Annotated in this window: 19 protein-coding genes, 2 tRNA genes and 2 pseudogenes; 14 read left to right on the plus strand and 9 right to left on the minus strand. The window is 66.7% G+C overall.

The annotated features are described in order from the left end of the window. Positions 1-3: 3 nt before the first annotated feature. The 4 genes and pseudogenes from ACRYA2_RS16890 (at position 4) to ACRYA2_RS16905 (ending at position 6,700) form a co-directional block, all read left to right on the plus strand. Positions 4-2,589, plus strand: a pseudogene (locus tag ACRYA2_RS16890) (efflux RND transporter permease subunit). Next, positions 2,589-3,323 (plus strand): annotated as a pseudogene (locus ACRYA2_RS16895) (TrmB family transcriptional regulator). Before ACRYA2_RS16890 ends, ACRYA2_RS16895 begins: the two co-directional pseudogenes overlap by 1 nt. A gap of 180 nt (positions 3,324-3,503) precedes the next feature. After that, positions 3,504-5,606 (plus strand): acetate--CoA ligase family protein, encoded by a 2,103-nt coding sequence (locus ACRYA2_RS16900; protein ID WP_433630658.1) that lies wholly within the window; start codon positions 3,504-3,506, stop codon positions 5,604-5,606. Further along, positions 5,603-6,700 (plus strand): phosphotransacetylase family protein, encoded by a 1,098-nt coding sequence (locus ACRYA2_RS16905; RefSeq protein ID WP_433630661.1) that lies wholly within the window; start codon positions 5,603-5,605, stop codon positions 6,698-6,700. Before ACRYA2_RS16900 ends, ACRYA2_RS16905 begins: the two co-directional genes overlap by 4 nt. A 76-nt stretch (positions 6,701-6,776) precedes the next feature. Here the strand turns inward: ACRYA2_RS16905 and ACRYA2_RS16910 are convergent, their stop codons facing one another. From ACRYA2_RS16910 to guaB, 3 genes are all read right to left on the minus strand, one after another. After that, complete coding sequence (locus ACRYA2_RS16910) at positions 6,777-7,457, minus strand: helix-turn-helix domain-containing protein (RefSeq protein WP_433630663.1); 681 nt, start codon at positions 7,455-7,457, stop codon at positions 6,777-6,779. Positions 7,458-7,534: 77 nt separating this feature from the next. Then, a complete protein-coding gene (locus ACRYA2_RS16915) occupies positions 7,535-7,756 on the minus strand; it encodes a hypothetical protein (protein ID WP_433630666.1) in 222 nt (73 codons plus the stop codon). Positions 7,757-8,119: 363 nt separating this feature from the next. Then, on the minus strand, positions 8,120-9,613 hold the full coding sequence (gene guaB / locus ACRYA2_RS16920; protein WP_433630668.1) for an IMP dehydrogenase: 1,494 nt from the start codon (positions 9,611-9,613) through the stop codon (positions 8,120-8,122). Between the two features lie 354 nt (positions 9,614-9,967). Between guaB and ACRYA2_RS16925 the strand changes: the two genes are divergently transcribed. The 4 genes from ACRYA2_RS16925 to ACRYA2_RS16940 all read left to right on the plus strand — a co-directional run bounded on the left by ACRYA2_RS16925 (position 9,968) and on the right by ACRYA2_RS16940 (position 11,683). Then, positions 9,968-10,171, plus strand: a complete 204-nt coding sequence (locus ACRYA2_RS16925) for a DUF8099 family protein (RefSeq protein WP_433630671.1) — start codon at positions 9,968-9,970, stop codon at positions 10,169-10,171. A gap of 3 nt (positions 10,172-10,174) precedes the next feature. Continuing rightward, positions 10,175-11,209 carry a DUF5794 domain-containing protein gene (locus ACRYA2_RS16930; protein WP_433630674.1) on the plus strand — a complete coding sequence of 345 codons (1,035 nt, stop codon included), beginning with the start codon at positions 10,175-10,177 and terminating at the stop codon, positions 11,207-11,209. Positions 11,210-11,240: 31 nt separating this feature from the next. Continuing rightward, entirely contained in the window at positions 11,241-11,465 is a 225-nt protein-coding gene (locus ACRYA2_RS16935) for a DUF5795 family protein (RefSeq protein WP_433630676.1), read from the plus strand. 44 nt (positions 11,466-11,509) lie between these two features. Continuing rightward, positions 11,510-11,683 (plus strand) — tRNA-Trp (locus tag ACRYA2_RS16940). Between the two features lie 431 nt (positions 11,684-12,114). Here ACRYA2_RS16940 and ACRYA2_RS16945 read toward each other — a convergent pair. Continuing rightward, positions 12,115-12,561 carry a hypothetical protein gene (locus ACRYA2_RS16945; protein WP_433630678.1) on the minus strand — a complete coding sequence of 149 codons (447 nt, stop codon included), beginning with the start codon at positions 12,559-12,561 and terminating at the stop codon, positions 12,115-12,117. A 455-nt stretch (positions 12,562-13,016) separates the two neighbouring features. Here ACRYA2_RS16945 and ACRYA2_RS16950 point away from each other — a divergent pair, with 455 nt between their 5' ends. The 3 genes from ACRYA2_RS16950 (at position 13,017) to ACRYA2_RS16960 (ending at position 15,325) form a co-directional block, all read left to right on the plus strand. Beyond that, positions 13,017-13,766, plus strand: a complete 750-nt coding sequence (locus ACRYA2_RS16950; protein WP_433630681.1) for an acetoacetate decarboxylase family protein — start codon at positions 13,017-13,019, stop codon at positions 13,764-13,766. Positions 13,767-14,010: 244 nt separating this feature from the next. After that, positions 14,011-14,271, plus strand: coding sequence for a hypothetical protein (locus tag ACRYA2_RS16955; protein WP_433630684.1), 261 nt, complete (start codon positions 14,011-14,013; stop codon positions 14,269-14,271). A gap of 67 nt (positions 14,272-14,338) precedes the next feature. After that, the gene (locus ACRYA2_RS16960; protein WP_433630687.1) at positions 14,339-15,325 is read left to right on the plus strand and encodes a winged helix-turn-helix domain-containing protein; all 987 of its coding nucleotides are present in this window, start codon (positions 14,339-14,341) and stop codon (positions 15,323-15,325) included. 297 nt (positions 15,326-15,622) lie between these two features. Here the strand turns inward: ACRYA2_RS16960 and ACRYA2_RS16965 are convergent. After that, positions 15,623-15,696 (minus strand) — tRNA-Lys (locus tag ACRYA2_RS16965). A gap of 260 nt (positions 15,697-15,956) precedes the next feature. On the opposite strand from ACRYA2_RS16965, the gene ACRYA2_RS16970 reads away from it, so the two are divergent. Further along, the gene (locus tag ACRYA2_RS16970; RefSeq protein ID WP_433630690.1) at positions 15,957-17,402 is read left to right on the plus strand and encodes a DHH family phosphoesterase; all 1,446 of its coding nucleotides are present in this window, start codon (positions 15,957-15,959) and stop codon (positions 17,400-17,402) included. On the opposite strand, the gene ACRYA2_RS16975 is transcribed toward ACRYA2_RS16970, so the two are convergent. The 3 genes from ACRYA2_RS16975 to ACRYA2_RS16985 form a co-directional block, all read right to left on the minus strand. Beyond that, positions 17,399-17,698: a PRC-barrel domain-containing protein gene (locus ACRYA2_RS16975; protein ID WP_113275969.1), complete on the minus strand. Its 300-nt coding sequence runs from the start codon at positions 17,696-17,698 to the stop codon at positions 17,399-17,401. The two genes, ACRYA2_RS16970 and ACRYA2_RS16975, sit on opposite strands and share 4 nt — an antisense overlap. A 74-nt stretch (positions 17,699-17,772) precedes the next feature. After that, entirely contained in the window at positions 17,773-18,309 is a 537-nt protein-coding gene (locus tag ACRYA2_RS16980; RefSeq protein WP_433630693.1) for a GNAT family N-acetyltransferase, read from the minus strand. Between the two features lie 71 nt (positions 18,310-18,380). Then, positions 18,381-19,586 carry a hypothetical protein gene (locus ACRYA2_RS16985; protein ID WP_433630695.1) on the minus strand — a complete coding sequence of 402 codons (1,206 nt, stop codon included), beginning with the start codon at positions 19,584-19,586 and terminating at the stop codon, positions 18,381-18,383. Between the two features lie 223 nt (positions 19,587-19,809). Between ACRYA2_RS16985 and ACRYA2_RS16990 the strand changes: the two genes are divergently transcribed. Beyond that, positions 19,810-21,012, plus strand: a complete 1,203-nt coding sequence (locus ACRYA2_RS16990; protein ID WP_433630697.1) for a GNAT family N-acetyltransferase — start codon at positions 19,810-19,812, stop codon at positions 21,010-21,012. A 49-nt stretch (positions 21,013-21,061) separates the two neighbouring features. Continuing rightward, on the plus strand, positions 21,062-21,862 hold the full coding sequence (locus ACRYA2_RS16995; RefSeq protein WP_433630699.1) for a DUF7547 family protein: 801 nt from the start codon (positions 21,062-21,064) through the stop codon (positions 21,860-21,862). Between the two features lie 18 nt (positions 21,863-21,880). Here ACRYA2_RS16995 and ACRYA2_RS17000 read toward each other — a convergent pair whose 3' ends face one another. Then, a complete protein-coding gene (locus ACRYA2_RS17000; protein ID WP_433630701.1) occupies positions 21,881-22,594 on the minus strand; it encodes a class I SAM-dependent methyltransferase in 714 nt (237 codons plus the stop codon). Between the last annotated feature and the right edge of the window lie 12 nt (positions 22,595-22,606).

Consider the following 22,606-nt stretch of genomic DNA (forward strand, 5'->3'; position numbering starts at 1 on the left):
CAGTTGCGCGCCGCGCTGAACCGTACACGGACCCTGCAGAGCAGGTACGACCGGCTGAACGCCTCCTATCGACGAGAGGAGATAAACGAGTCCACCTACCAGCGGCGCGCCACGAGTCTGGAGTCGAACCTGAGCCGGGTTCGCCTGAACGCGACCGAGAACCTGACCGCGAACCAGACGGCGACGTTCACGAAGGCGTTCCGCCAGACGAGAGGACTGCAGGCGAAACTGGACCGGTTGAACGCCTCCCGAAAGCGAGGCGAGATAAACGAGTCGGCCTACCGGGAGCGGTCGGCCGAGATTCGCTCGCAGTTCCAGCAGGTGTACCGGCTCGGCACGCGCGGCGTGCTCTCGGCCGAGTACGAGGAGCTACGGCGGTCGTCAGCGGAACTGCGGGAGCAGCGGACGGCCCTGCGGGAGTCGTCGCCGACCATCGAGGAACAGAGAGCGCAACTGGAGTCGATGAACCAGTCGGCCATCGACCGGACGCTGACGTCGGTGCTGAGCGAGAACGCGACCGGGATGGCGGCGCAGTCGTTCGCGTTCATGACCACCTCCTACGAGCCGGGAAGCACGGAGGCGAACGCGACGATGCTGATAATCTTCCAGCAGCAGGAGGGGAAGGCGGCCCAGGGGATGGGGTCGACTGGTCTCGTCGAATCCCAGCAGGCCATCCAGTCCGTCGCGAAGGAGACGCTGGACCAGGAGGCGCTCGTCTTCGGGAGCGGCATCATCAGCCAGGAAATAGACCAGTCGATGACCGACAGCCTCGCCATCGTCGGCCCGCTGGCGCTCCTGTTCGTCGTCCTCACGCTGCTGGTCGCCTACCGCGACCTGCTCGACATCGTGCTCGGCGTCTTCGGCATCGCCCTGGTGCTGGTGTGGACGTTCGGCTTCATGGGCTGGGCGGGAATCACGTTTAACCAGATGTTCATCGCGGTGCCCGTCCTCCTCATCGGGCTGTCCATCGACTACGCCATCCACGTCTTCATGCGGCACAGGGAACAGCGCTCCGCGGACGGCGCGGAGGGTTCCGAGAACGTTCGTGGGTCGATGCGCGTCGCGCTCGTCGGCGTCGGCGCGGCCCTGACGTGGGTGACCGCGACGACGGTCATCGGCTTCCTCTCGAACCTCGTCAGTCCGCTGCCGCCCATCCAGGACTTCGGCGTCGTGAGTTCGTTCGGCATCGTCGCCGCGCTCGTCGTCTTCGGGGCTCTCGTCCCGGCGCTGAAGGTCGAGGTGGACGAGTTCCTGGAAAACCGCGGCTTCGACCGCAAGAAGCGCGCCTTCGGCACCGGCGGCGGCGGCGCGCTCGGTCGCGCGCTGTCGGTCGGCGCCGTGGCCGCGCGGAAGGCCCCGTAGGTCGTCATCGCGGTCACGCTGGTCGTCAGTTCGGTCGGTGCGTACGGCGCGACGCAGGTCGACACCAGCTTCTCCCAGGAGGAGTTCCTCGCGGAGGACCCGCCGGGGTGGACGAAGGACCTGCCCGACCCGTTCAGGCCCGGGAGCTACTCGGCGAAGGCGAACATGGAGTACGTCAACGAGAACTTCGTCAACCGGAACTCGCAGGCTCAGCTACTGCTCCAGGGCGACGTGACGGGACCGCGGACGCTCGAGAAGGTGAAGCGACTCCGCGAGCGGGCGGGGGAAAAGGACGTGACCGTGGTCCTCTCGAACGGTGACCCGGAGGTCACGAGTCCGCTGTCGGTGATGGAGCAAGTCGCGGCGCAGAACGAGTCGTTCAACGAGACGTTCACGGCCGCGGACACCGACGGCGACGGCGTGCCCGACAGGAACGTGGAGAAAGTGTACGACCGCCTGTACGAGGTCGCGCCCTCGCAGGCGAAGAGCGTCGTCCACCGCGAGGACGGCGAGTACCGCGCGCTCAGGATGTCCGTCTCCATAGAGGGCGGCGCGAGCAGCGCGGCGGTCAAGGCCCAGATGACCGACGTCGCGGACTCGGTCGACGGACTCGACGTGACCGCGACCGGCCAGCCCGTCGTGTTCGAAATCGTCCAGCAGCAGTTGCTGGAGACGGTCATCCAGAGCCTCGTCATCACGATGGTCTCGGTGTTCGCGTTCCTGATGCTGGTCTACCGCATCACAGAGGGGAGCGCGACGCTCGGTGCGGTGACCCTGCTCCCCGTGCTGTTCAGCGTGACGTGGATCCTCGGCACGATGTATCTCATCGACATGCCGTTCAACGTCCTGACGGGGATGATAACCAGCCTCACTGTCGGACTCGGGGTGGCTTACAGCATCCACCTCTCCGAACGGTACAACGTCGAACTCGAACGCCGCGGGTCCGCATGGGACGCGATGGAGACGGCGCTCACCGGCACCGGCGGCGCGCTGCTGGGGAGCGCGGCGACGACGGTCGGCGGGTTCGGCGTACTCGCGTTCGCCATCCTGCCCGTGCTCCAGCAGTTCGGCATCATCACCGGGCTGACCATCGTCTACGCGTTCCTCGCGAGCGTGTTCGTGCTGCCGAGTCTGCTCGTCGTCTGGACGCGCTATCTCGGCCCCGGCGCGCGGGGCACGGTGGACACGAAGACCACGGACGCGACGCCGACCCCGGGTGAGGACTGATGGACGAGAGCGACGCCATCGAAGCCCTGGAAGAACTCGGCCTCTCGAACTACGAGGCGAAGGTGTTCGTCGCGCTCCAGCGACTCGGCACCGGGACCGCCCGCGACATCCACCAGGCGACGGACGTACCGCGCTCGCAGGTGTACGGCGCGGCCGAGAGCCTCCAGGAGCAGTGACTCGTCGAGGTCCAGCAGTCGAAACCCCTCCAGTACCGTCCCGTCGGCCTGGAGGAGGCGCGGTCGCATCTCCGGAACCGGTTCGAACGCACCGAGGAGCAGGCGTTCGACTACCTCGAAACCGCCCGTCAGGAGAGCAGCGAGGACGAACAGCGCGAGGACGTCTGGACCATCCACGGCCGCGAGGGCGTCGCGAGCAGGGTCGAGCAACTCATCGACGAGGCCGAGGAGCGAATCGTCTTCGGGTCGCGCGACCCGCTGGTGACGCCGGGCATCGCCGAGGGGCTCCGTCGGCGCTTCGACGCCGGCGTCTCGGTCGTCGTCATCAGCGAGGACGAGTCCGTCCACGAGCGGTTCGACGACATCCCCGTCGTCGAACCGCCGGACGCCCCCGACGAGTCCCGCGCCGGGCGCGTGCTCTCGGTCGACGACGACACCGTCCTCATCAGCGTGCTCGACGACAGCGACCGGGAGACGGCCATCTGGAGCTCCCAGACCGGCTTCGCGTCCGTCCTCGGCCAGTTCATCGATGCCCGTCTCGACGACGCCGAGCGCTGACGGTCGCCGCGGGCCCGTTTCGGGGCCGCCGACTTCGTCTGCCGCCCGCCGTCGTTGCCGGAGGCGTGGCCGACCGAGCGGCCCGCGTGACGCCGACGGTCCGACCGTCTGCCTCCGCGGCCTCCCACTCCGAGGGAACGGACACTACTTTTAACCCCTGACTCGACGACCATCCGAACGATGGGTGACCGCGTACTCTCCGATATGTTCGCGCCGTCGCGCGTCGCCGTCGTCGGGGCCACCGAGAGCGAGGGCTCCATCGGTCGCGCCATCGTCGAGAATCTGCGCGACGACTTCGACGGCGAGACGGTGCCCGTGAACCCGAACTACGACGAGGTGTTCGGCCTCCAAAGCTATCCCGACCTCGCGTCCGCGCCGGACGTGGACCTCGCGGTGGTGGTCGTCCCGCCCGGCGCAGTCGTGGACGTGGTCCGCGACGCGGGCGAGGCCGGGGTGCCGAACGTGGTCGTCATCACCGCCGGGTTCGGCGAGACGGGCAGCGAGGGCGCAGCGCGCGAACGCGAGTTGCAGTCGGTCGCCGACGAGTACGACATCAACCTCGTCGGCCCCAACAGCCTCGGCGTGATGAGCACGCCGGTCGGCCTGAACGCCACCTTCGGCCCGGAGAACGCACTTCAGGGGTCGATGTCGTTCATGAGCCAGTCCGGCGCGTTCATCACGGCGGTGCTCGACTGGGCGAACGACCAGGGTATCGGCTTCCGGGACGTGGTGTCGCTCGGCAACGAGGCCGTCCTCGACGAGACGGACTTCGTCCGGGCGTGGGGCGACGACCCGGACACGAACGTCGTCCTCGGCTACCTGGAGGGCATCGACGACGGTCAGTCGTTCGTCGACGCCGCCCGCGAGGTGACCGACGACACCCCCATCGTGCTGGTGAAGTCGGGGCGAACCGACGCTGGCGCGCAGGCCGCCTCCTCCCACACGGGGTCGCTGGCGGGCAGCGACCGGGCGTACCAGGCCGGTCTCGAACAGGCGGGCGTCCTCCGGGTCGAGACGGTCCAGGAGCTGTTCGACTACGCCCAGATCCTCGCCGGCCAGCCCCTCCCCGAACGCGACGACCTCGCCATCGTGACGAACGCCGGCGGTCCGGGCGTGATGACGACCGACGCCGTCGGCGACTCCGACCTCTCGATGGCGTCGTTCTCGGAGGAGACGCTCTCCGAACTCTCCGAGACGATGCCGGAGGAGGCGAACATCTACAACCCCATCGACACCATCGGCGACGCCGGCGTCGAGCGGTTCCGCACGGCACTCGACCTCGCGCTCGCCGACGACAACGTCGGGGCGGCGGTCGTCCTCTCGGCACCCACGGCGGTCATCGACTTCCGCGACCTCGCCGAGGAGGTCGCCGACCTGCAGGAGGAGCACGGCAAGCCGGTCGCCGCGGTGCTGATGGGCGGCGAACGAACCGAGCGTGCGGCGGAGGTGCTCGGCGAAGTGGGCATCCCGAACTACTTCGACCCGGCGCGCGCGGTCCGGAGCCTCGACGCGCTGGCGACCTACCGCGACATCAGCGAGCGCACGTACGAGGCCCCGACCGAGTTCGACGTGGACCGCGAGCAGGCGGAGGCCGTGCTGGCCCGCGCGAAGGAACGCGGCGACAACCGCCTCGGCGTCGAAGCGATGGACCTGCTCTCGGCCTACGGCATCTCGACGCCGGAGAGCGACATCGTCGATAAGCCCGAGGACGCCGTCAGCGTCGCCCAGGACATCGAGGGTGAGGTGGTTATGAAGATCGTCAGTCCGGACATCCTGCACAAGTCCGACATCGGCGGCGTGAAGGTCGGCGTGGGGAACGAGGACGTGTACGACGCCTACGAGGACCTCGTGACGCGGGCGCGCAACTACCAGCCCGACGCGACTATCCTCGGCGTGCAGGTCCAGGAGACGGTCGACCTGGACGCCGGGACCGAGACCATCGTGGGGATGAACCGCGACCCGCAGTTCGGCCCCCTGCTCCTGTTCGGCCTCGGCGGCATCTTCGTCGAGATAATCGAGGACACCACCTTCCGGGTCGCTCCCGTCAGCGAGCGGGAGGCCCGCGAGATGACCGAGGAGATAGACGCCGCGCCGCTGCTGCGGGGCGCTCGCGGCCGCGAACCGGCCGACGTCGACGACGTCGTCGAGAGCATCCAGCGCCTCTCGCAACTCGTCACCGACTTCCCGGCTATCCTGGAACTGGACATCAACCCCCTGGTCGCCACGCCGGACGGCGTGCAGGCCATCGACGTGCGACTGACCGTGGACACCGACAAACTATGACGAAAACCATACTCGTCACCGCAACGGAAGAGAGCACCGGCAAGACGGCCGTCGCACTCGCGCTCGCTCGCCTGGCGAAAGAGCGCGGGCTGTCGGTCGGCTACATGAAACCGAAGGGTACCCGCCTCCAGAGCAACGTCGGCAAGACCCTGGACGAGGACCCGATGCTGGCCCGCGAGCTACTCGACCTGGACGCGGAGATGCACGAACTCGAACCCGTGGTCTACTCGCCGACGTTCATCGAGAGCGCGATTCGCGGGCGCGAGGACCCGGACGAACTCCGCGAGCAGGTCCGCGAGAGCTTCGAATCGCTCGCGGCGGACAAGGACTTGATGGTCGTCGAGGGCGGCGGAGAACTGACCACCGGCGGCATCGTCGACCTCACCGACCCCGAGGTCGCCGACCTGTTCGACGCCGAGGTCCTACTCATCTCGAAGTACGGGCAGGCCGGCGACGTCGACGACTTGCTGGCCGCCGCGAACGACGTGGGGGACCGCCTCGCGGGCGTGCTCTTCAACGCCGTCGAGAACGCGAACTTCGACCCGCTCGAAACCGACGTGGTGCCGTTCCTCGAGGGCCGCGGTGTCCCCGTCATCGGGGTCGTGCCGCGCGAACGCGACCTCGCGGGGGTCACGGTCGAGGACATCGCCGCGGAACTGAACGCCGACGTGCTGACGAACGCGGACACCGACGCGTTCGTCGAGCGGTTCCTCGTCGGTGCGATGAGCGGCGACTCGGCGCTACGCCACCTCCGCCGGACGAAGGACGCCGCGCTCATCACGGGCGGCGACCGCCCCGACCTCCAGACGGTCGCGCTGGAGGCGCCGGGCGTGAAGTGTCTCATCCTGACGGGCGGGTTCCGGCCGCCGGGCGCGGTCGTCGGGAAGGCCGAGGAGAAGGGTGTTCCCGTCCTGCTCGTCCAGACCGACACGCTGACCGCCGTCGAGCGCGCCGAGGACGTGGTGCGGAGCGGACGCACTCGCAACGCCGAGACGGTCGAGCGCATGCGGGAACTCCTCCACGACCACGCCGACGTGGATTCGCTCCTCGGCGACGCGGCAGCGACCGACGGAAGCGAAGAGAGCGAGGAGTGACGAGCGACGGCGCGGCCACGGTTCGGTCGCGGCCGCATCGTCGGAGAAGCGGCGAGAGCGAGCGCCGGCCCGGTCGTCAGGCGCGGTGGTCGGACTCCGACGCGACCCGTCGATTCTCGTCGCAGACGGTGTTCTTCAGGAGCGTCTTCGTCCCGCGTCGCAACCGGTTCGACGCGGCGTTCGCCGAGATGTCGAGGTGGTCGCCGAGTTCCTCGAGCGAGGCGTCGCGCGGTATCTCGAAGTAGCCGGCCTCGAACGCAGTTCGGAGCGCCGCCCGCTGTTCATCCGTCAGTCCGAACTCGCCCCCGTCGCCGGTCGACTGCTGTCCGTACACCCGGTGCAGTTCGATGTCGATGTCGTGGTTCCGGCAGTAGTCGTGGAAGCGTTCTAGCGACGGGCGGTCCGGAAACGACGTCTTGAACTCCCAGCCCTCGTGCGTGGCCGCGACCTCGTGGTTGACGCCGCCGACCTCGACCAGCATCGGATAGACGCTGCTCTCCAGTCCCTCGCCCGAGAGTTCGACCTGGTAGAGTCGCCGGTCGTCGATCGTCGTGACCCGGTTCGGTTCGGTGACGGTCGGGTCCTCGCTCAGTGCGCTCTCGAACGCGTCGAGGTCGCCACCCTCCGCCCAGAAGAGGATGCGAACGCGGTCGTCGTCGACTGCGTTCGATCGTTCGTGTAGGACCGTCGTCTCCCGATTGGAACGCAGCGTCTGCCGGAGAATCGGATGGTCGAGGGTGAACTCTGTAATCAACATGCCCCGTGGTCTTGCGGTAGTTTACGGCCACAATATTTAAGAAAATCGGATTCCGCAATCGTGCGAGAGCGGTCCGTTCACTCCGGCGACTCGTCGCCGCTGCCGTCCTTCGCCTCCTCTATCTCCATGGTCGTCCACTCGCCGTCGTCGGTCCTCACCTGGACATGACCGTCGGGGACGTCGGCCTCGACGGATTCGACGTGTTCGGCCAGCACGTGTTCCTCGTACTGTCGCCACGCGGCACGTTCGGACGGCGCTATGGCGACCCACCCGCAGTTCTCCTGCTCGCAGCGTACCATCGACGGTGGGGAGACGCTCCCGGTGGTAAAGCGTATCGAACTCGTTCGCCGAGACGCGCCGGTCGTGCGCGAACGAAAAGCGTCCCGCTGGCCTGCGAGCCCCGCGTTCGACGGGGACGACGCCCACCCCCGTAATCGATTTTAGGTTCGAACCGCCAACCACCGCACATGCCGGAGTTCGAGACCTACGAGTGCACCGAGTGTGGTACCGAGTTCAAGGCGGTTCCGGGCGCGAACGCCGCCGAGAACGAGACGTGTAGCCCGCGGTGTACCGGCGGGACGTAGACGGATTTCGACGCGGCGGCGTGACGCTCGCCGCACGGTGTTCCGAAGAAGTCGTTTTTTCGGGGGAGGCGTCGGTCGCTACTCGCCGGGGCTGTAGTTCGGCGCTTCGTCCGTAATCATCACGTCGTGAGGATGGCCTTCGGTCTGGCCGGCAGAGGAGACGCGGACGAACTCCGAGCGCTCCTTGAACGCCGGGATGGTCTCCGCACCGACGTAGCCCATGCCGGACTGCATCCCGCCGACGAGCTGGTGGAGTTCGCTCTCCAGGGTCCCGGTGTACGGCTTGGCGGCCTCGACGCCCTCGGGGACGTACTCCTCGTCGTCCTCGGGTTCGTCCTTGAGATAGCGGTCGCCGTCGCCGGTCGTCATCGCGCCGACGCTGCCCATGCCGCGGTACTGCTTGTACTTCTTGCCGTCGATGGTGATGACCCGGCCGGGGGCCTCGTCGGTGCCGGCGAAGTACGAGCCGAGCATGACGGCGTCCGCGCCCGCGGCGATGGCCTTGATGGCGTCGCCGGAGTACCGGATGCCGCCGTCCGCGATGACGGGGACGTCGTGCTGGTTCGCCACGTCCGCGACCTGTGCGATGGCGGTTATCTGGGGCATGCCGGCACCGGAGACGACCCGGGTCGTACAGATGCTACCCGGGCCGATGCCGACCTTGAGACCGTCGGCGAAGTCGACGATGTCCTCCGCGGCCTCTCGCGTGCCGATGTTGCCGACGACGACGTCGGCCTCGACGGCCTCGCCGATGTCGCGTGCGCCGTCGATGACGTTCCGGTTGTGCGCGTGCGCGCAGTCGATGAACAGCACGTCCGCGCCCGCCTCGTCGGCCGCCGTCGCTCGGTCGGTCTCGAACGGACCGACGGCGACGCCGACGCGCAGGCGACCCTCTTCGTCGCGGGCCGCGTCGGTGTACTCGCGGCGCTGGAGGACGACCTGCATCGTGACGAGACCGGTGAGGCGGTTCTCGTCGTCGACGACGGGCACGCGCTCGATCTTGTGCTCGTACATCAACTCGAGCGCCTCGCGCGCGGTCACGTCCTCGGTGGCGGTGATGACCTCGTCGGTCATCGCCTCGCGGACCTCGTCGCTCTCGCCGACCTCCAGGTACGGACGGATGTCGGTGCCGGAGATGATGCCGAGCACGCGGCCGTCGTCACCGACGACGGGCGCGCCGCTGACGCCCTCGCGCTCCATCATCGCGTCGACCTCTCGCACCGTCTGGTCGGGGTTCGCGGTGACCACGTCGCGGATGATGAGTTCGTCCGCGCGCTTGACCTCCTCTATCTCCTCGACCATCTCGTCGACGTCCATGTTCCGGTGGAGGACGCCGAGGCCGCCCTGGCGGGCCATCTCGGTCGCCATCCTGCTCTCAGTGACGGTGTCCATCGCCGCCGAGAGGACCGGGACCTCCAGTTCGACGGACTTCGAGACGCGCGTACTCACGTCGGCGTCGTCCGGTTCGACGTGACTCTCCTTCGGACGGAGGAGCACGTCGTCGAACGTGAGCGCCTCCGGTACGCGGAGTTTCTCGGAGAACGGACCACCGTGATGAGAATCGTTCGCCATGTAAATCGAACGTGGCCCCACGTGAAAAACGTTGCGAGATTGTGGCTTCATCCTCCCTCGGCGAGTGCTCGATGTACACGAGCGTGCGTACAGCCCGGCCAGTGCGGTCGCTTCGTCGGCCCGCCTCGTCGACCGCCACCCGTCGGCGACGGGGCCGAACCGGGTGTGCGCACCGGCGACGATGCACCGACCCGACGATAGTTCATTGACAACCATTCACATTGACGACTCGCCAGCGGTCCGCAGAATCCGTCGACGATTCGTAACCGGATTACGGGTCAGTCTTTCACTTTCGCGCTCAATGAGGCCGTTTCACACGCAACGCTTAAGACCAAAACGACGGTATCATTTGATATGGACTCTACCAGTCCCCTCGCGGAGCGCACTGCTGGTCCGAAGAACGCCGCCTCCAGCAACCCGACCATTTTCCTTCCGACGATGCTCCCGACACTGGTAGAGAAACTCGCGGTCCGATTCGGATTTCGGTTCGGACGCCACGGCTCGTCGTACCGCGAGAGCTATCGCCGTTCGCCCGACGGTCAGGGCCATCCCAGATAGTGAATGAGTAGTTCACGCCACCCGGTCGCCTATCGCCTCGAGAGGCAGGTAGGCGGCAAGACGAAGCTGCTGGCGACGGTGATGGGACTGCCCCTGGTGGACGGTATCTTCCCGGCGATGGTGCTCGCCGGGGCGCTCGACACCTGGGCGGGCATCGTCCAGGTCGGCCTGCTGGTGTTCGGCGGCAGCGCCACCGTCGCCGTCATCCTCGCCGAGATGGACGGGACGCCCCGCCAACAGGCGGCGAGCGTCCTGCTCGTCGGCACCGGCATCATCGCCATCGCCGCCCTGGAGGCGGCGTTCGCGCCGACCATCGAGAGCGTCCTGAACATGCACGTGTTCGAGCGGTTCGCAGCGCTCGTCATCGCCGCCATCGCCGCCAAGACGGCGAGCGCGCGCATCGGGGAGTATCTCCCCAGCCCCGGCATCATCATCGGTCTCGGCATGCTCGCCAGCCTCCGGCCGGCCGGATTCGAACTCGTCACCGACCCCAACATGACGCGAGTCATCCACGCCGTCGCCGCCGCTGGGAGCGGGGTCGCGTTCGCGCTCGTGGTCGCGCTGCTCGCGCCGCGCCTGCGCGAGGTCGTCGACATCGACCGCTTCCGGTTCGGGAGCGCCGTCGCGCTGGGCGTCCTCCCGCTGTCGATACTCCACGTGGTCGACAGCGACGCGCCGCTGGCGCTGGCCGTCCTCGCCGTCGCCGTGCTGCTGGCTCTCGACCCCGGCGAACACGGCGAGGTCGTCGAGTCGTCGGACGACGACCCCGGAGCGACGCCCGCGGAAGCGGCCGCCGCCGACGCGAAGACGGTGACGGACGGCAGCGGCCGCTCCGACGGCGCACGGCTCGAAGCGGGCGTGCTCGCGGACGTCTCCGACGGGCCGGGCGAGGGCCAGACCCCCGTGACGGCGGGCCACATCGCCGAGGCGTCGCGGGACGTCGACCTCCTGTCGGACGATGACGGCGACGACGACACGGGGAAGGCCGACTACGGCTACCCCACCGAGTCCGACGGCGAGCGCAAACCCTGGCTGTAACGCTTTTCCACCCCCGGCCCCGAACACGAGTATGGCCGACAACCGCGTCGTGCAGGGACGGATGGTGACGCCAGCGAAGCTGGCCGAGATTATCGAGGGCGAGTCCGTGATGGACGCCGAGGACATCGAGGAGGCCGACCGGCAGTGCCCCGACTGCGGCAGCGACGTGCTCGAAGTCGGATACATGCCGAGCGTGACGGCGTTCGTCACGGGCTACAAGTGCCAGGAGTGCGACTGGAAGGCCCGCGAGGAGTAGGAAATCGAAACCCCTTTAGGCGATTTCGCCCAATTCACTGGCGAGGGGTCGTGGCCAAGCCCGGCATGGCGACTGACTCCAGAGGCACGCGCCCGGGACGAGACTCCAGCTGATATACCGAGCGGGCGACTGATCATCGCTCGCGTTGACGACCCTCTGGAGTTCCGAGGCGCACCGGAGATATCAGTCGATCGGGGGTTCAAATCCCTCCGACCCCACTACCTCATCGAACGAAACCAAACCCACCGACAGCGCAGGGTTTCTATTAACTACGTCGGGGGTGTCCGGCGGTCGAAGGTGTTCGAGCGTATCGGTGTGCTTGGCGACGAGTAGCCACAGGAGTTCATCGACGTCGTCCACGTCCGGGTTGTTCTCCGCCGTATGTTCCAGGTGTCCTCCCACTGGAACCGAGTTCGTATATAAAGGTAGTCGCGTTTCGACCTGCTCAATCGTTCAGGTCCTAAGAGACACGCTCGAAATCAGTCCGTTCTGCACACGTCCTGGTCGAGGGGCGTGTGCAATTTTGGAGATTCATTTCTCGCGTTCTGCAACCCCGTGGGGTCACGTCAAAACTGGATTCTTCACGTCTTGATGCTACTCGTTAGGAACGTCGACAGCGACAAAGAGTTTCGAGGCGGCATCGTTTGGGCTATCCTAGCTGTTCAGCACCCTCGGGTAAATTATCGGGGTTGTGGTACCACATGTATCGATTTCCGACGAGAACGCCGACAGCGGCGATACAGACCATCCCCCAAACCGGAATGGCGTACATAATTCCCATCGTGAGCGAGAGGTATCCCCAAATTAGTGTAAGCGGGAATAGGAGGTAGAGGAATTGGTGAATCGCCCAGTCGGCGAATGCAACGGCCAAGTAGACGTGGATACGATTTCGGTAGTTCCAATTTGACCCATTTGACTGGTCTTTGACGACGCCGAATGCGGCTGTGAGCGCCAGCATCGCGTAGGCTGCTGGATAGACGAATGTAACGAAGTAGGCGACCGGGAGAAAAATTGTACCCGAGACTATACTAATTATTGAATAGAGCACATTTGGTGCGACAATGCTCGTCGCAATCGCACCGTAGCCTCCGAACAAACATACGAGGGCCAGCGGTCGTCCAAGGGGCGCTACTCGACTATGGACCTCAAGCGCCGTACCAGTCAGACCGCTGGCCCGCACAGATTTACACCTCTGCAGTGCGGGCGAGACGTACGAGTTTTAGGGCAGCAGTCAACTGAAGTACTGCTTGTTCTCGCATACTTGTGTCAAGTGAATCATTAGAGGTATTATTAGTTTTATTTCTGTTCTCCGTCTTCTTAGACTCCGAGCCCTGATCGCAATTCCGAGAGAGACTGTCCCGAAGCGTGGTAATCTGGTAGAGTCCGACCGTCATCATCGTCGCCAATCCGAGGCTTTGAGTACCTTTGTCATTGCCCCGTCAACCAAGTATCATGTACTCGCCATAAATATTTGTATACCGATAGCTTCGCTTCGGGAGCGAGGCAGCTCTAGCTTTAGAAACGAATACGCGCGTACGCCCGGCCGGACTCATGACCGGTCCGGTCGGCGGCACGACTACGGAGACGTTCACCCTCTCGACGGGAGAGACGGTCGACCTCCCGCTGTCGACCGACGCGGCGATGACGGGGGCCGCGTTCGGGGCCGACTACGGGGGTGTGCGAGAGCTGCTGCCTGAGGGGCTCGTTCCGATCCGGACGGCACCGGGGCGAGCCGCGGTGACGTTCCTCTGCGTCGAGTACCGTCGAATCGGAGCGGGGAAGATAGCGCCGTACGACGAGTTCGGGGTCCTCCTCCCGGCCGTCCGGGGCTCGACCGGGACCGTGCCGCTCGCGTCGGCTCTCCGGGGCGGCGCGGGCGGCTACGTGTGGTACCTCCCCGTGACGACCGAACCGGGGCGGGCGCTCGGCGTCGACGTCTGGGGGTATCCGAAGGCGGTCGGCGACGTCACCTTCGACGACGACGGCAGCCGACGGCGGATAACGGTCACCGTCGACGGGAAGCGCCTCCTCACCGTCGAGATCGACCGACCGCCGACGTTCGGTGCGCGGCTCTCCGCGTCCAGTTTCACGGTGAAGGACGGGACGCTTCTCCGTGAACCGCTGGAGTTCGTCGGCGACGTCGGCGGGTGGCCCTTCAGTCGCCGCGCGTCGTACGCGCTCGGCGACCATCCGCGGGCCGAGCGCCTGCGGCAACTCGACCTCGGGTCGCGGGCGCTCCTCCGGTTCGCCGCCGACGGGGAGTTCACGATTCAGCCGGGACGGCCCATCGACAAGTCGTGAGGCGAGCGGTCGCGACTGGCCGTCAGCCTGACCTGTCGACCGTCTCAGGGAAGGCCGATTCGGTAATCTGTCTTAGGGAAATATAATTCAGCTAATATATATGGAGGCGGGGAGCGAACTGACGACCGATGAGAGGAGTGACCACTGACGAACGCCGTCCGACCGGGACGACCCTCGCGCTCGCGGTCGTCTTTCCGCTCGTCAGCTTCGTCTGGACGACGGAGACCGAGAGGGAAACGAATCGATGACCAGGGGAGAACTGCTCCTGCTCCTGGGCGCGTGGGTGGCGATCTTCGGCCTCTTCGTCGTGATTCCGTGGGTCGTAATCGCGCTGACGACCCGCGTCCTCGAAGCGACGGAACAGCGGCCGACGACGCGTCGCGCCCGGACCGGGCCGGAGACGCCAGCCTTGGAGGGAGACCCCGAGACGAGGGACATCGACCGGGTCGGTCGGGAAGACGCCGACGCGTTACGTAGAGACCACGAGCGTCCTCGTTTCCGGTGACTCACCCGCGAGTGCGGCACGGAATCTCGCCGACAGGCACGTAATGTGGTCAATGATACCAGCACCCATGACACCTCCGTCCCAGGCGGACTCGCCGCTCGAAACGGTGGCGAATCCGGTCGCTCCGACTATGGCCGACGCGTTCGCGCTCCTGAGCAACGAGACGCGGCTGGCGATTCTGCTGTCGCTCTGGGAGGCGAGTGCACCGTACAACGAGGGGTCCGCTCTGTCGTTTGCCGAACTCCGCAAACGCGTCGGCATGCAGGACGGCTCGCAGTTCACCTACCATCTCGACAAACTCGTCGGGACCTTCGTCCGTCGCACGGACGACGGCTACAGGCTACGCGGCACCGGTCGCGCCATCGTCTGGGCGGTCATCGAGGGGGTGGGCGTCGAGAGCCCTCAGTTCGAGGCCAGCGAACTCGACGAGCCGTGTCCGTATTGTGGCGGCTCGACGGTGCTCAGATACGAGGACGCACACCTGCTCGTGACCTGCACCGAGTGCGAGGGCCGGTTCTCCATCGAGGGGTTTCCTCCGGGAATAGTCCTCCTCCAGACGTTCTCGCCGGCGGGACTGACGGGGCGGACTCCCGAGGAGATACTCGAGGCGGCTACCGTCCAGCGACACCACCGGCACGCGATGCTGTTCGAGGGCGTCTGTCCGAGGTGTGCCGGGTCGGTCGCGTCGACGCTGTTCTGGTGTGGGGTACACGACCCGGCGACCGGGGCGGTGTGTCGGGCTTGCGGTAGACGCGACCGGTTCCTGGTCAGATTCACCTGCGCCGTCTGCGAGGATGGTGCGCAACTGCCGCTGTCGAGAGCGGTCGTACTGCATCCCGTCACGAAGGCTTTCTATTACGACTGCGTCACCGACGAGGAGTTTCGCGTCGCCGACTTCGACGGCGTACCCTCCATCTGGGAGGCGGTTCGCGGCCACAGACCGGAACTCGCTTCCGAAGACCCGGTCCGGATTAGCGTCACGGTCTCCTGTGACGGCGACGAGTTGCACCTGACCGTTGACGAGTCGGCGACCGTCGTCGGTGTGAGCACCTGAAATGCTCGACCGCCGTATCCGGCCCTCGTCGAGCGTTCCGGGTCAGAGCGGAAGCGGGGATGCCGAAGCAAGAGAGTCAAAGAGACGCTTGCTGTAGTTCTACTGAACAAGTAGCGAGGGTATTCAGCGCGGATCCGCATCTAATCCGTTTAGAGAAACTGGATCAAAATCTCTAGCGTATAACGGCCTGGCAGCCCGCTTGTACTCCCGAATTACATCCAAAGTCCATGATCGGAAGGTCGCACTCGGGCTGACAGTCATTGTCGTCTGTGAACTCCGAATCGACGTGCAAAATCACGGGCCGGAAGGGATTTGAACCCCTGACCGTCTGATTAAGAGTCAGACGCTCTGCCGGACTGAGCTACCGGCCCAGCGCATTCTGACAAAATCGGGATGGACGTAAATACGTTTCCTTTCGGAACGCCGAGGTCGCTTCCGTCGCCCGAAAACGGCCGAACTCGACCGCCGCGGAGTCACGGTCCGGGCCGCGTCGATGCCGCCCTCGTCCGAACGTCGGGACGGGGGTCGACTCGGTCGCTCCGGTCCGGCGGCGTGAGGCATTCGACGCCCGCGTTCGGTTCCGACCATGCTCCGGGAACATTAAGTGGTGGCCGGGAAAACGGCTCACGTAATGAGTGCCGGGATCACTATCTCCTCGATGTCCACGTACGCTATCCTGGGGTGCGGGAGCGTCGGGTTCGCCGTCGCCGAGGAACTCGTGGAACAGGGCAAGGAGGTTCTCATCGTCGACCGGGACTCCGATCGCGTGGAGGCGCTCCGGGACCAGGACCTGAACGCCCGGTCGGCCGACATCCGTAACGAGGACGTCGCGGAGATGGTCGCGGACCGCGACGTCGTCCTCATCCTCTCGTCCGACGTGGAGGCGAACAAGGAGGCAGTGGAGAACATCCGCGGGCGCGACGACGAGCGTTTCATCGTCGTGCGCGCGAGCGACCCCGTCTCCGCGGACGAGTTGACGCAACTCGGGGCGGACGTCGTCATCAACCCCTCGACGGTCATCGCCAACTCCGCGCTCCGGTCGCTGGAGGCCGGCGAACTGGAGTACAAGGCACGCAAGCTCTCGACCGTCATCGAGGAGACCGACGACCGCCTCGCCATCGTCACGCACGACAACCCCGACCCCGACTCTATCGCGAGCGCTGCCGCGCTCCAGGCGATCGCCGACAGCCTCGGCGTCGAAGCGGACATCCTCTATCTCGGCGAGATCGGGCACCAGGAGAACCGCGCGTTCGTCAACCTGCTCGGCATCGAGTTGCTCGCCCGCGACGAGATGGACATGGACGAGTACGACACGTTCGCGCTCATCGACTACGTGAAAGCGAGCAATACGGAACTCGCCCATCCCGTCGACATCCTCATCGACCACTACGAACCGGACGAGGAGTACGAGGTCGCGTTCTCGGACGTCCGACCGAACGTCAGTTCGACCTCGACCATCATGACGAAGTACGTCCAGGAGTTCGACATCAGCCTCAGCGAGGAGGTCGCGACGGCGCTCCTCTACGGCATCCGGGCCGAGACCCTGGACTTCAAGCGCGACACCACCCCGGCCGACCTCACCGCGGCCGCGTACCTCTACCCCTTCGCCAACCACGACACCCTCGAACAGGTCGAGTCGCCCTCGATGTCGCCGGAGACGCTCGACGTGCTCGCGGAGGCCATCACCAACCGCGAGGTGCAGGGGAGCCACCTCGTCAGCAACGCCGGCTTCATCCGCGACCGGGACGCCCTCACGCAGGCCGCCTCTCACCTCCTCAACCTCGAAGGCATCACCACCACCGCCGTCTTCGGCATCGCCGACGACACCATCTACCTCGCGGCGCGGTCGAAGGACATCCGGATGAACATCGGCAACGTCCTCCAGGACGCATTCGGCGACATCGGCGAGGCCGCGGGCCACTCGACGCAGGCCAGCACGGAGATTCCTCTCGGCATCTTCACCGGCATCGAGACGAGCGACGACAACCGCGACACGCTGCTGTCGCTGACCGAGGAAGCCGTCAAGAAGAAACTGTTCGACGCGATGGGCGTCGACGGCGAGACGAACGGCAGCTAGACGGTCACTTCGTCGTCGCTCACTTCTTCCTCGGGCTCTTTCATCCGTTCGACGACGTCGTTGACGAGGATGACGTCACCGACCGCGCGCACCCAGCGGTACGGGAGGATGACGCCCTGGCTGGGGTTGATGCGGTTCGAGAACAGCTCGTCGTTGAGACGACCGAGCGCGAGACCCGTCACCGTCGTCGCGTCGAGGTTCAGTCGCACGTCGTCGACTTCGCCGACGAAGACGCCGTTGTTAGAGTACACCTCGCGACCGACGAGCGTCGTAATCTCCTCGGGGGATTCGTCCATATGAGGTCCGATTGTGTGGCTGGACCTTAATTCTTGGTAGACCGCCTGCGGACGGCCCGGGCTCCGCGTTCTGTTCACCGCCACTCCTCGACCAGCAGGCCGTAGCGCACCACGTCCTGCCAGTCGCCGTCGACGAACGCCTCCTTCCGGGCCACGCCCTCCTCCTGGAACCCGACCGACTCCAGCACGCGCCGGGAGGCGACGTTGTCGGCGAACGCCGAGGCAGTCACGCGGTGGAGACCGAGGTCGTCGAACGCGTGGGCGACGAGACGGTCGGCGGCTGCCGTCGCGTAGCCGTTGCCCCACTCGTCGGGCGCGATCCAGTAGGCGAGTTCGCCGAGACGCTGCGTGTGTGCGTTCGGGTCCTCGCGGACGAGGTAGACGAGGCCGACGGGGTCGTCGTCGCAGACGAGCAGCGCGAGCGAGTCACCGTCCCTGCCCATCGTCCCGCCGAGTCTGCGCCGTGCCCACTCGTCGTCCGCGGGTTCGTGGACGCTCCGGGTCGCCCGAACGCGGGGGTCGTCGTGGTTCTCCCGCAGGAACGGAACGTCCTCTTCGGTCGCCGCCCGCAGGGTCACGCCGTCGCCGTCGAGGAAGACCGGACCAGGCATGCGCCGGGGTACTCGCGCGAGCACCGTAAAGGTCACTGAAGCGACAGTAGTCCGGGCGGTTCGCCGTCGCGTTACACCCACTCCCCTTCGACGTACTCGCTCACCGTCTCGCCGGCGTCGGGAATCGAGACGCGCGCGGCGCTCGCGGTGTCCGTCGAAGCGCTGGTTGCAGTCGAACCGGTCGTCGCGGTCGTCGTCGTGGTCGACGTGGTCGACGTGGTCGTTGCAGTCGTCGTGGTCGTGGTAGACGACTCGGTCGTCGCGGTCGTCGTTCCGTCCGAATCGTCGCGCGTTCGCTCGACGATGGTACCGTTGTTGCCGACCGCGACGTCGACGCCGTCGCTCCCGTGCGAGACGCCCCGGAACTTCGTGTCGGAGCCGGTACGGTAGCGACGCCACTGGCCCGTCGACCGGCGTTCGTAGACCTTCCCACCGGCTCCGGCCGCGAGACCCGCGTCTCCGTCGCGGTCGATGGAGCGGATTGCCTGCCGTCCGTGGTCGACGACGTGCGGCGTCCATCGGAACCCGTCGTATCGGTAGATGATTCCCGCCCCGGCCGCGACGTTCGCGTCCCTCGGTCCGACGCTGGCGACGTCGAAGAAGCTCTCGCCGGAGAACCCGATACCGATCTGTTCCCACTCGATACCGCCCGTCGTCGACTTCGAGACGAGCTGGCTGGTGCTACAGACGTGACCGCCCCAGCGGGAGTAGAACTCGATACCGGGAATCGTGGAACCGCCGCCCGGCTTGAGCACGTCAGCGTACCGGAGCACGCCACTGTCCTTGCGAACCCCTATCAGCAGTTCACCGGACTCGTTGACGAAGTAGAGCCGCTCGTTCTCCCCGGCGCGTCCCCTGACGGCCACGTCCTCCCACGTGCTCGTCTTGTCTTTCGGTGCGGAGTAGTTCGTCAGCGTCTCGGTCGTCACGTCGTACTCGCCGATGACGCCGCTCCCGCCGACGAACCAGATCCGCTCGCCGTCGTCGGTCACGTCGACGCCCGTCAGCGGTCGACTGCGCGCCTGCGGCCCGTACTCGACGACCTTCTGCCAGCCGTTCTCGCGGCGCGCGACCACGTCGCCGCCGTCGCCGACGGCGAACGGTCCGTCGGCGGTGTCGACGACGTCGTTGAGCGTCTTGGTCGTCGGCGATTCGACGGCGTTCCAGTCGGTCGACGATTCGGTCGGTGTGCTCGTCCCCGTGCTCATCACGCCGAGCGTGGCCGCGGCGGTTGCGCTCGTGGCGAGGAGGAAGTCGCGTCGTGTTCGTCCGTTCATGGACTTCGACAGTAAATTTCACTCGCTGGTTGATGAGCCCATAACATATCCTTGATATACAGTATATAAAATCAAAATTTGTGATGGTCTTGGGCGCTCGTTCCGACGCGGTCGCCGAAACGGTTCGACGGTCCGCCGCAGAGTCCTAACGACGGCCGGGAAGACGCTTCGGTCGGTGACGGATTGCTAACCTATTTCTCCCTTCCCCGTCTCACCTCGGGGCATGCCAACGTATCGACCGGTCCCGGATGCGGACCGCGAGACGTACCAGCGGATGCTCGACTACGCGTTCCAGCCGGAGGCGGGGCCACAGACCTACGAGTCGGACGACGACTTCTCGGTCGACCTCGCCGACCGCCGGGGACTGTACGACGGTGACGACCTGTGCTGTGTCTGCGCCCACCACTGGCTCACCGCACGCGTGCGCGGCGCGTGGCGCGACGTCGCCGGACTGTCGGCGGTCGCGTCGCCGCCCGAGAATCGACGCCGGGGACTGGTAAGCAGGCTGCTCCGCGAGTCGCTCGCAGAGTACCGGGACCGCGACGTCGACTTCTCGGCGCTCTGGCCGTTCGATTACGGCTTCTACCGGCGGTACGGTTGGGCGACGATCACCCGGTACACGCGGTACGAGACGACGCCGGAGGCGCTGGCGCTCGACACCGACCGCGCGGGCGAGTTCCGCCGACTGGACCCCGACGACTGGGAGTCGCTCGCCGGCGTCCTGCGCGCACACGGCGAGAGCCACGCGCTGGCCGTCGACCGCACCGAGGACTGGTGGCGCGAGCGGACCTTCGACACCCGGAGCGACGGGGACCCCTACGCCTACGGCTGGTTCCGGGACGGGGAGCTACGGGGCTACCTCGTCTACACCGTCGACGACGGCGACGACGGCAAGCGCCTGGACGTGAGCGACTTAGCCTTCGCGGACGACGAGGCGTACCGCCACCTGCTGCGCTTCCTCCACTACCACGACTCGCAGGTCGAGTCGGTGCGCTTCTACGAACCCGCGAACGCCGACCTGCTCGACGTCGTCGACGACCCCCGCGCGGTCGACTGCGAGATTCGGACGGGTCCGATGTTCCGTCTCGTGGACGTTCCCCGGGCGCTCTCCCGCGTCGCCGACCCTGACGGACGGGACGCCGAGGCGGAGGGACGCGTCGTCCTCGAAGTGACCGACCCGCTGGTCGACTGGAACGAGGGAACCTTCGCGCTGGAGCTCGACGGGGAAGACGCCAGTTGTACGCGGACGGACGCCGCCCCCGACGTGACGACGGACGTGAACGCGCTCTCGCAGGTCGTGGCCGGCTACCACTCCGTCGGCGAGGCCGAACGGTTCGGGAACCTCTCGGTCGCGGACGCCGACGCGGGCGAGCGCCTGGCGGCACTGTTCCCGCCGCGCGAGGTCTTCCTCCGCGAGGGGTTCTGACCGGCGTCGAGCAACCAACGCTTTTGTCCTGCGGTGCGAACGTTCGTACATGACAGACGACCGGGACGACCTCGAGGAGCGCGTCGAGGAACTGGAGGCGACGCTGCGGGAACTCCGCGACGAGTTCGGTCGGCCGCCGCGAGGTCCAATGGGGTTGCCGCGACCGCCGACGCCCGGCGAACTACTCCGGTTCACCGGCGAGTACGGCATTCCCACGGCCATCGCGGTGCTCGAGGCGAACGTGCGCGCGCTGGAGATGCTCCAGCGGGTCATCCGTCTGGTCGACCCCGAACGCGACACCGCCGCCGACGCGGCCGACCAGGCCCGCGACGAACTCGGCTCGCGCGCCCAGCGCGCCAGTCGCGCCACGCTCGACCGACTCGACGCCGCGCTCGCCGACCTCGACGAGGCGCTCACGGAGGGCGACCTTCCGCGCGAACCGACCGCTCGTCGGCTCCTCGACGAGGCCCGGCGGCTGAACGACGACATCCGCGAGGAGGTGTCGGCCGGCCGCGAGCGGGCCGACGCCGGTCGCGAGACGACCGCGAGCATCGACGCCGAGTCGACCGAGAGCGACCGCGCCGACCAGAGACTCGGAGACGACGCCGTCGACATCGCAGTACGCGAGGAGAGCGACGAGGACGAGAACGGCGAGGACGACCGTCCGGAGGTGGACGTGGACGCCGAACTGCGGTCGATTCGCAAGGAACTGGGCGAACGCGACCCCGACGGGAGCGAGGAGAGCGACGACGAGAACGACGAGGACGCGAACCGCGACGCAGGTGGGGACGACGGCAACGACACCGGCGACCGACACGGCGACGACGAGGACGCGGACGCCGGAATCTGACCCCTCGCGGCGGGGCCGCTACGACTTCTCCAGCGCCGCCCGGTAGTGGGGGCCGTCGTCGCCGTACCGGACCTCGCTGACCGTCCAGTCTGTGCCGACCGCTGCCTCACGGAGCCGGTCGGGGGCGAACAGCCGAAACAGGAGGACGTCGCTCACGTCGCCCTCGTACTCGAAGTGCATCACACGGTGGGCCAGCCCCGGCGTCGGGTCGTCACGGTACCCCAGCAGCTCCTCGGCCTCCTCGTGGTCGGGGTCGTAGCAGTCGACGACTGCCGTACCGCCGGGGGTCGTGACGAACGCGAGGTCACCGAGGAACTTCCGCAGGCCCTGCATCGACTGCGCGAGGCCGAGCTGGGTGCCGATGGCGAGCGCCGACCGGAACCGGCCGCGTCCGAACTGCTCGCGGAGCGCGAACATGTCCCCGCGGCGGGCGTCGGCCACGCCGCGCTCGCGCATCGTCTCGACGAGGTGGTCGCTGACCTCGACGGCGACCGTCTCGAACTGCTCCTGGAAGTACAGCGAGTGTCTGCCCGCGCCGGCCCCCATGTCGAGCAGCGGGCCGTCGAGCCGCGACGCCAGCCACTCACTCTCCTCGCTGTCGACCGTGAACGACGAGAAGTAGAACCGCTCGATGGGGTGGTCGAGGGTCAGGTCGCCGTCTCGCTGCAGCAGCGGTTCGTCCTGCTCGCCGCGATGGAAGTCGCGGATGGCGCGACCGAACGGGTCGGGCATGCCTGGACGTTC

The sequence above is a fragment of the Halomicrococcus pelagicus genome, from assembly GCF_050954125.1.

Excerpts from the sequence above, each read along its gene's own strand:
- ACRYA2_RS16900 (WP_433630658.1), top strand. The coding sequence starts at position 3,504 with ATGGGTGACCGCGTACTCTCCGATATGTTCGCGCCGTCGCGCGTCGCC.
- ACRYA2_RS16905 (WP_433630661.1), top strand. The coding sequence starts at position 5,603 with ATGACGAAAACCATACTCGTCACCGCAACGGAAGAGAGCACCGGCAAG.
- ACRYA2_RS16910 (WP_433630663.1), bottom strand. The coding sequence starts at position 7,457 with ATGTTGATTACAGAGTTCACCCTCGACCATCCGATTCTCCGGCAGACG.
- ACRYA2_RS16915 (WP_433630666.1), bottom strand. The coding sequence starts at position 7,756 with ATGGTACGCTGCGAGCAGGAGAACTGCGGGTGGGTCGCCATAGCGCCG.
- guaB (WP_433630668.1), bottom strand. The coding sequence starts at position 9,613 with ATGGCGAACGATTCTCATCACGGTGGTCCGTTCTCCGAGAAACTCCGC.
- ACRYA2_RS16925 (WP_433630671.1), top strand. The coding sequence starts at position 9,968 with ATGGACTCTACCAGTCCCCTCGCGGAGCGCACTGCTGGTCCGAAGAAC.
- ACRYA2_RS16930 (WP_433630674.1), top strand. The coding sequence starts at position 10,175 with ATGAGTAGTTCACGCCACCCGGTCGCCTATCGCCTCGAGAGGCAGGTA.
- ACRYA2_RS16935 (WP_433630676.1), top strand. The coding sequence starts at position 11,241 with ATGGCCGACAACCGCGTCGTGCAGGGACGGATGGTGACGCCAGCGAAG.
- ACRYA2_RS16950 (WP_433630681.1), top strand. The coding sequence starts at position 13,017 with ATGACCGGTCCGGTCGGCGGCACGACTACGGAGACGTTCACCCTCTCG.
- ACRYA2_RS16955 (WP_433630684.1), top strand. The coding sequence starts at position 14,011 with ATGACCAGGGGAGAACTGCTCCTGCTCCTGGGCGCGTGGGTGGCGATC.
- ACRYA2_RS16960 (WP_433630687.1), top strand. The coding sequence starts at position 14,339 with ATGACACCTCCGTCCCAGGCGGACTCGCCGCTCGAAACGGTGGCGAAT.
- ACRYA2_RS16970 (WP_433630690.1), top strand. The coding sequence starts at position 15,957 with ATGAGTGCCGGGATCACTATCTCCTCGATGTCCACGTACGCTATCCTG.
- ACRYA2_RS16975 (WP_113275969.1), bottom strand. The coding sequence starts at position 17,698 with ATGGACGAATCCCCCGAGGAGATTACGACGCTCGTCGGTCGCGAGGTG.
- ACRYA2_RS16980 (WP_433630693.1), bottom strand. The coding sequence starts at position 18,309 with ATGCCTGGTCCGGTCTTCCTCGACGGCGACGGCGTGACCCTGCGGGCG.
- ACRYA2_RS16985 (WP_433630695.1), bottom strand. The coding sequence starts at position 19,586 with ATGAACGGACGAACACGACGCGACTTCCTCCTCGCCACGAGCGCAACC.
- ACRYA2_RS16990 (WP_433630697.1), top strand. The coding sequence starts at position 19,810 with ATGCCAACGTATCGACCGGTCCCGGATGCGGACCGCGAGACGTACCAG.
- ACRYA2_RS16995 (WP_433630699.1), top strand. The coding sequence starts at position 21,062 with ATGACAGACGACCGGGACGACCTCGAGGAGCGCGTCGAGGAACTGGAG.
- ACRYA2_RS17000 (WP_433630701.1), bottom strand. The coding sequence starts at position 22,594 with ATGCCCGACCCGTTCGGTCGCGCCATCCGCGACTTCCATCGCGGCGAG.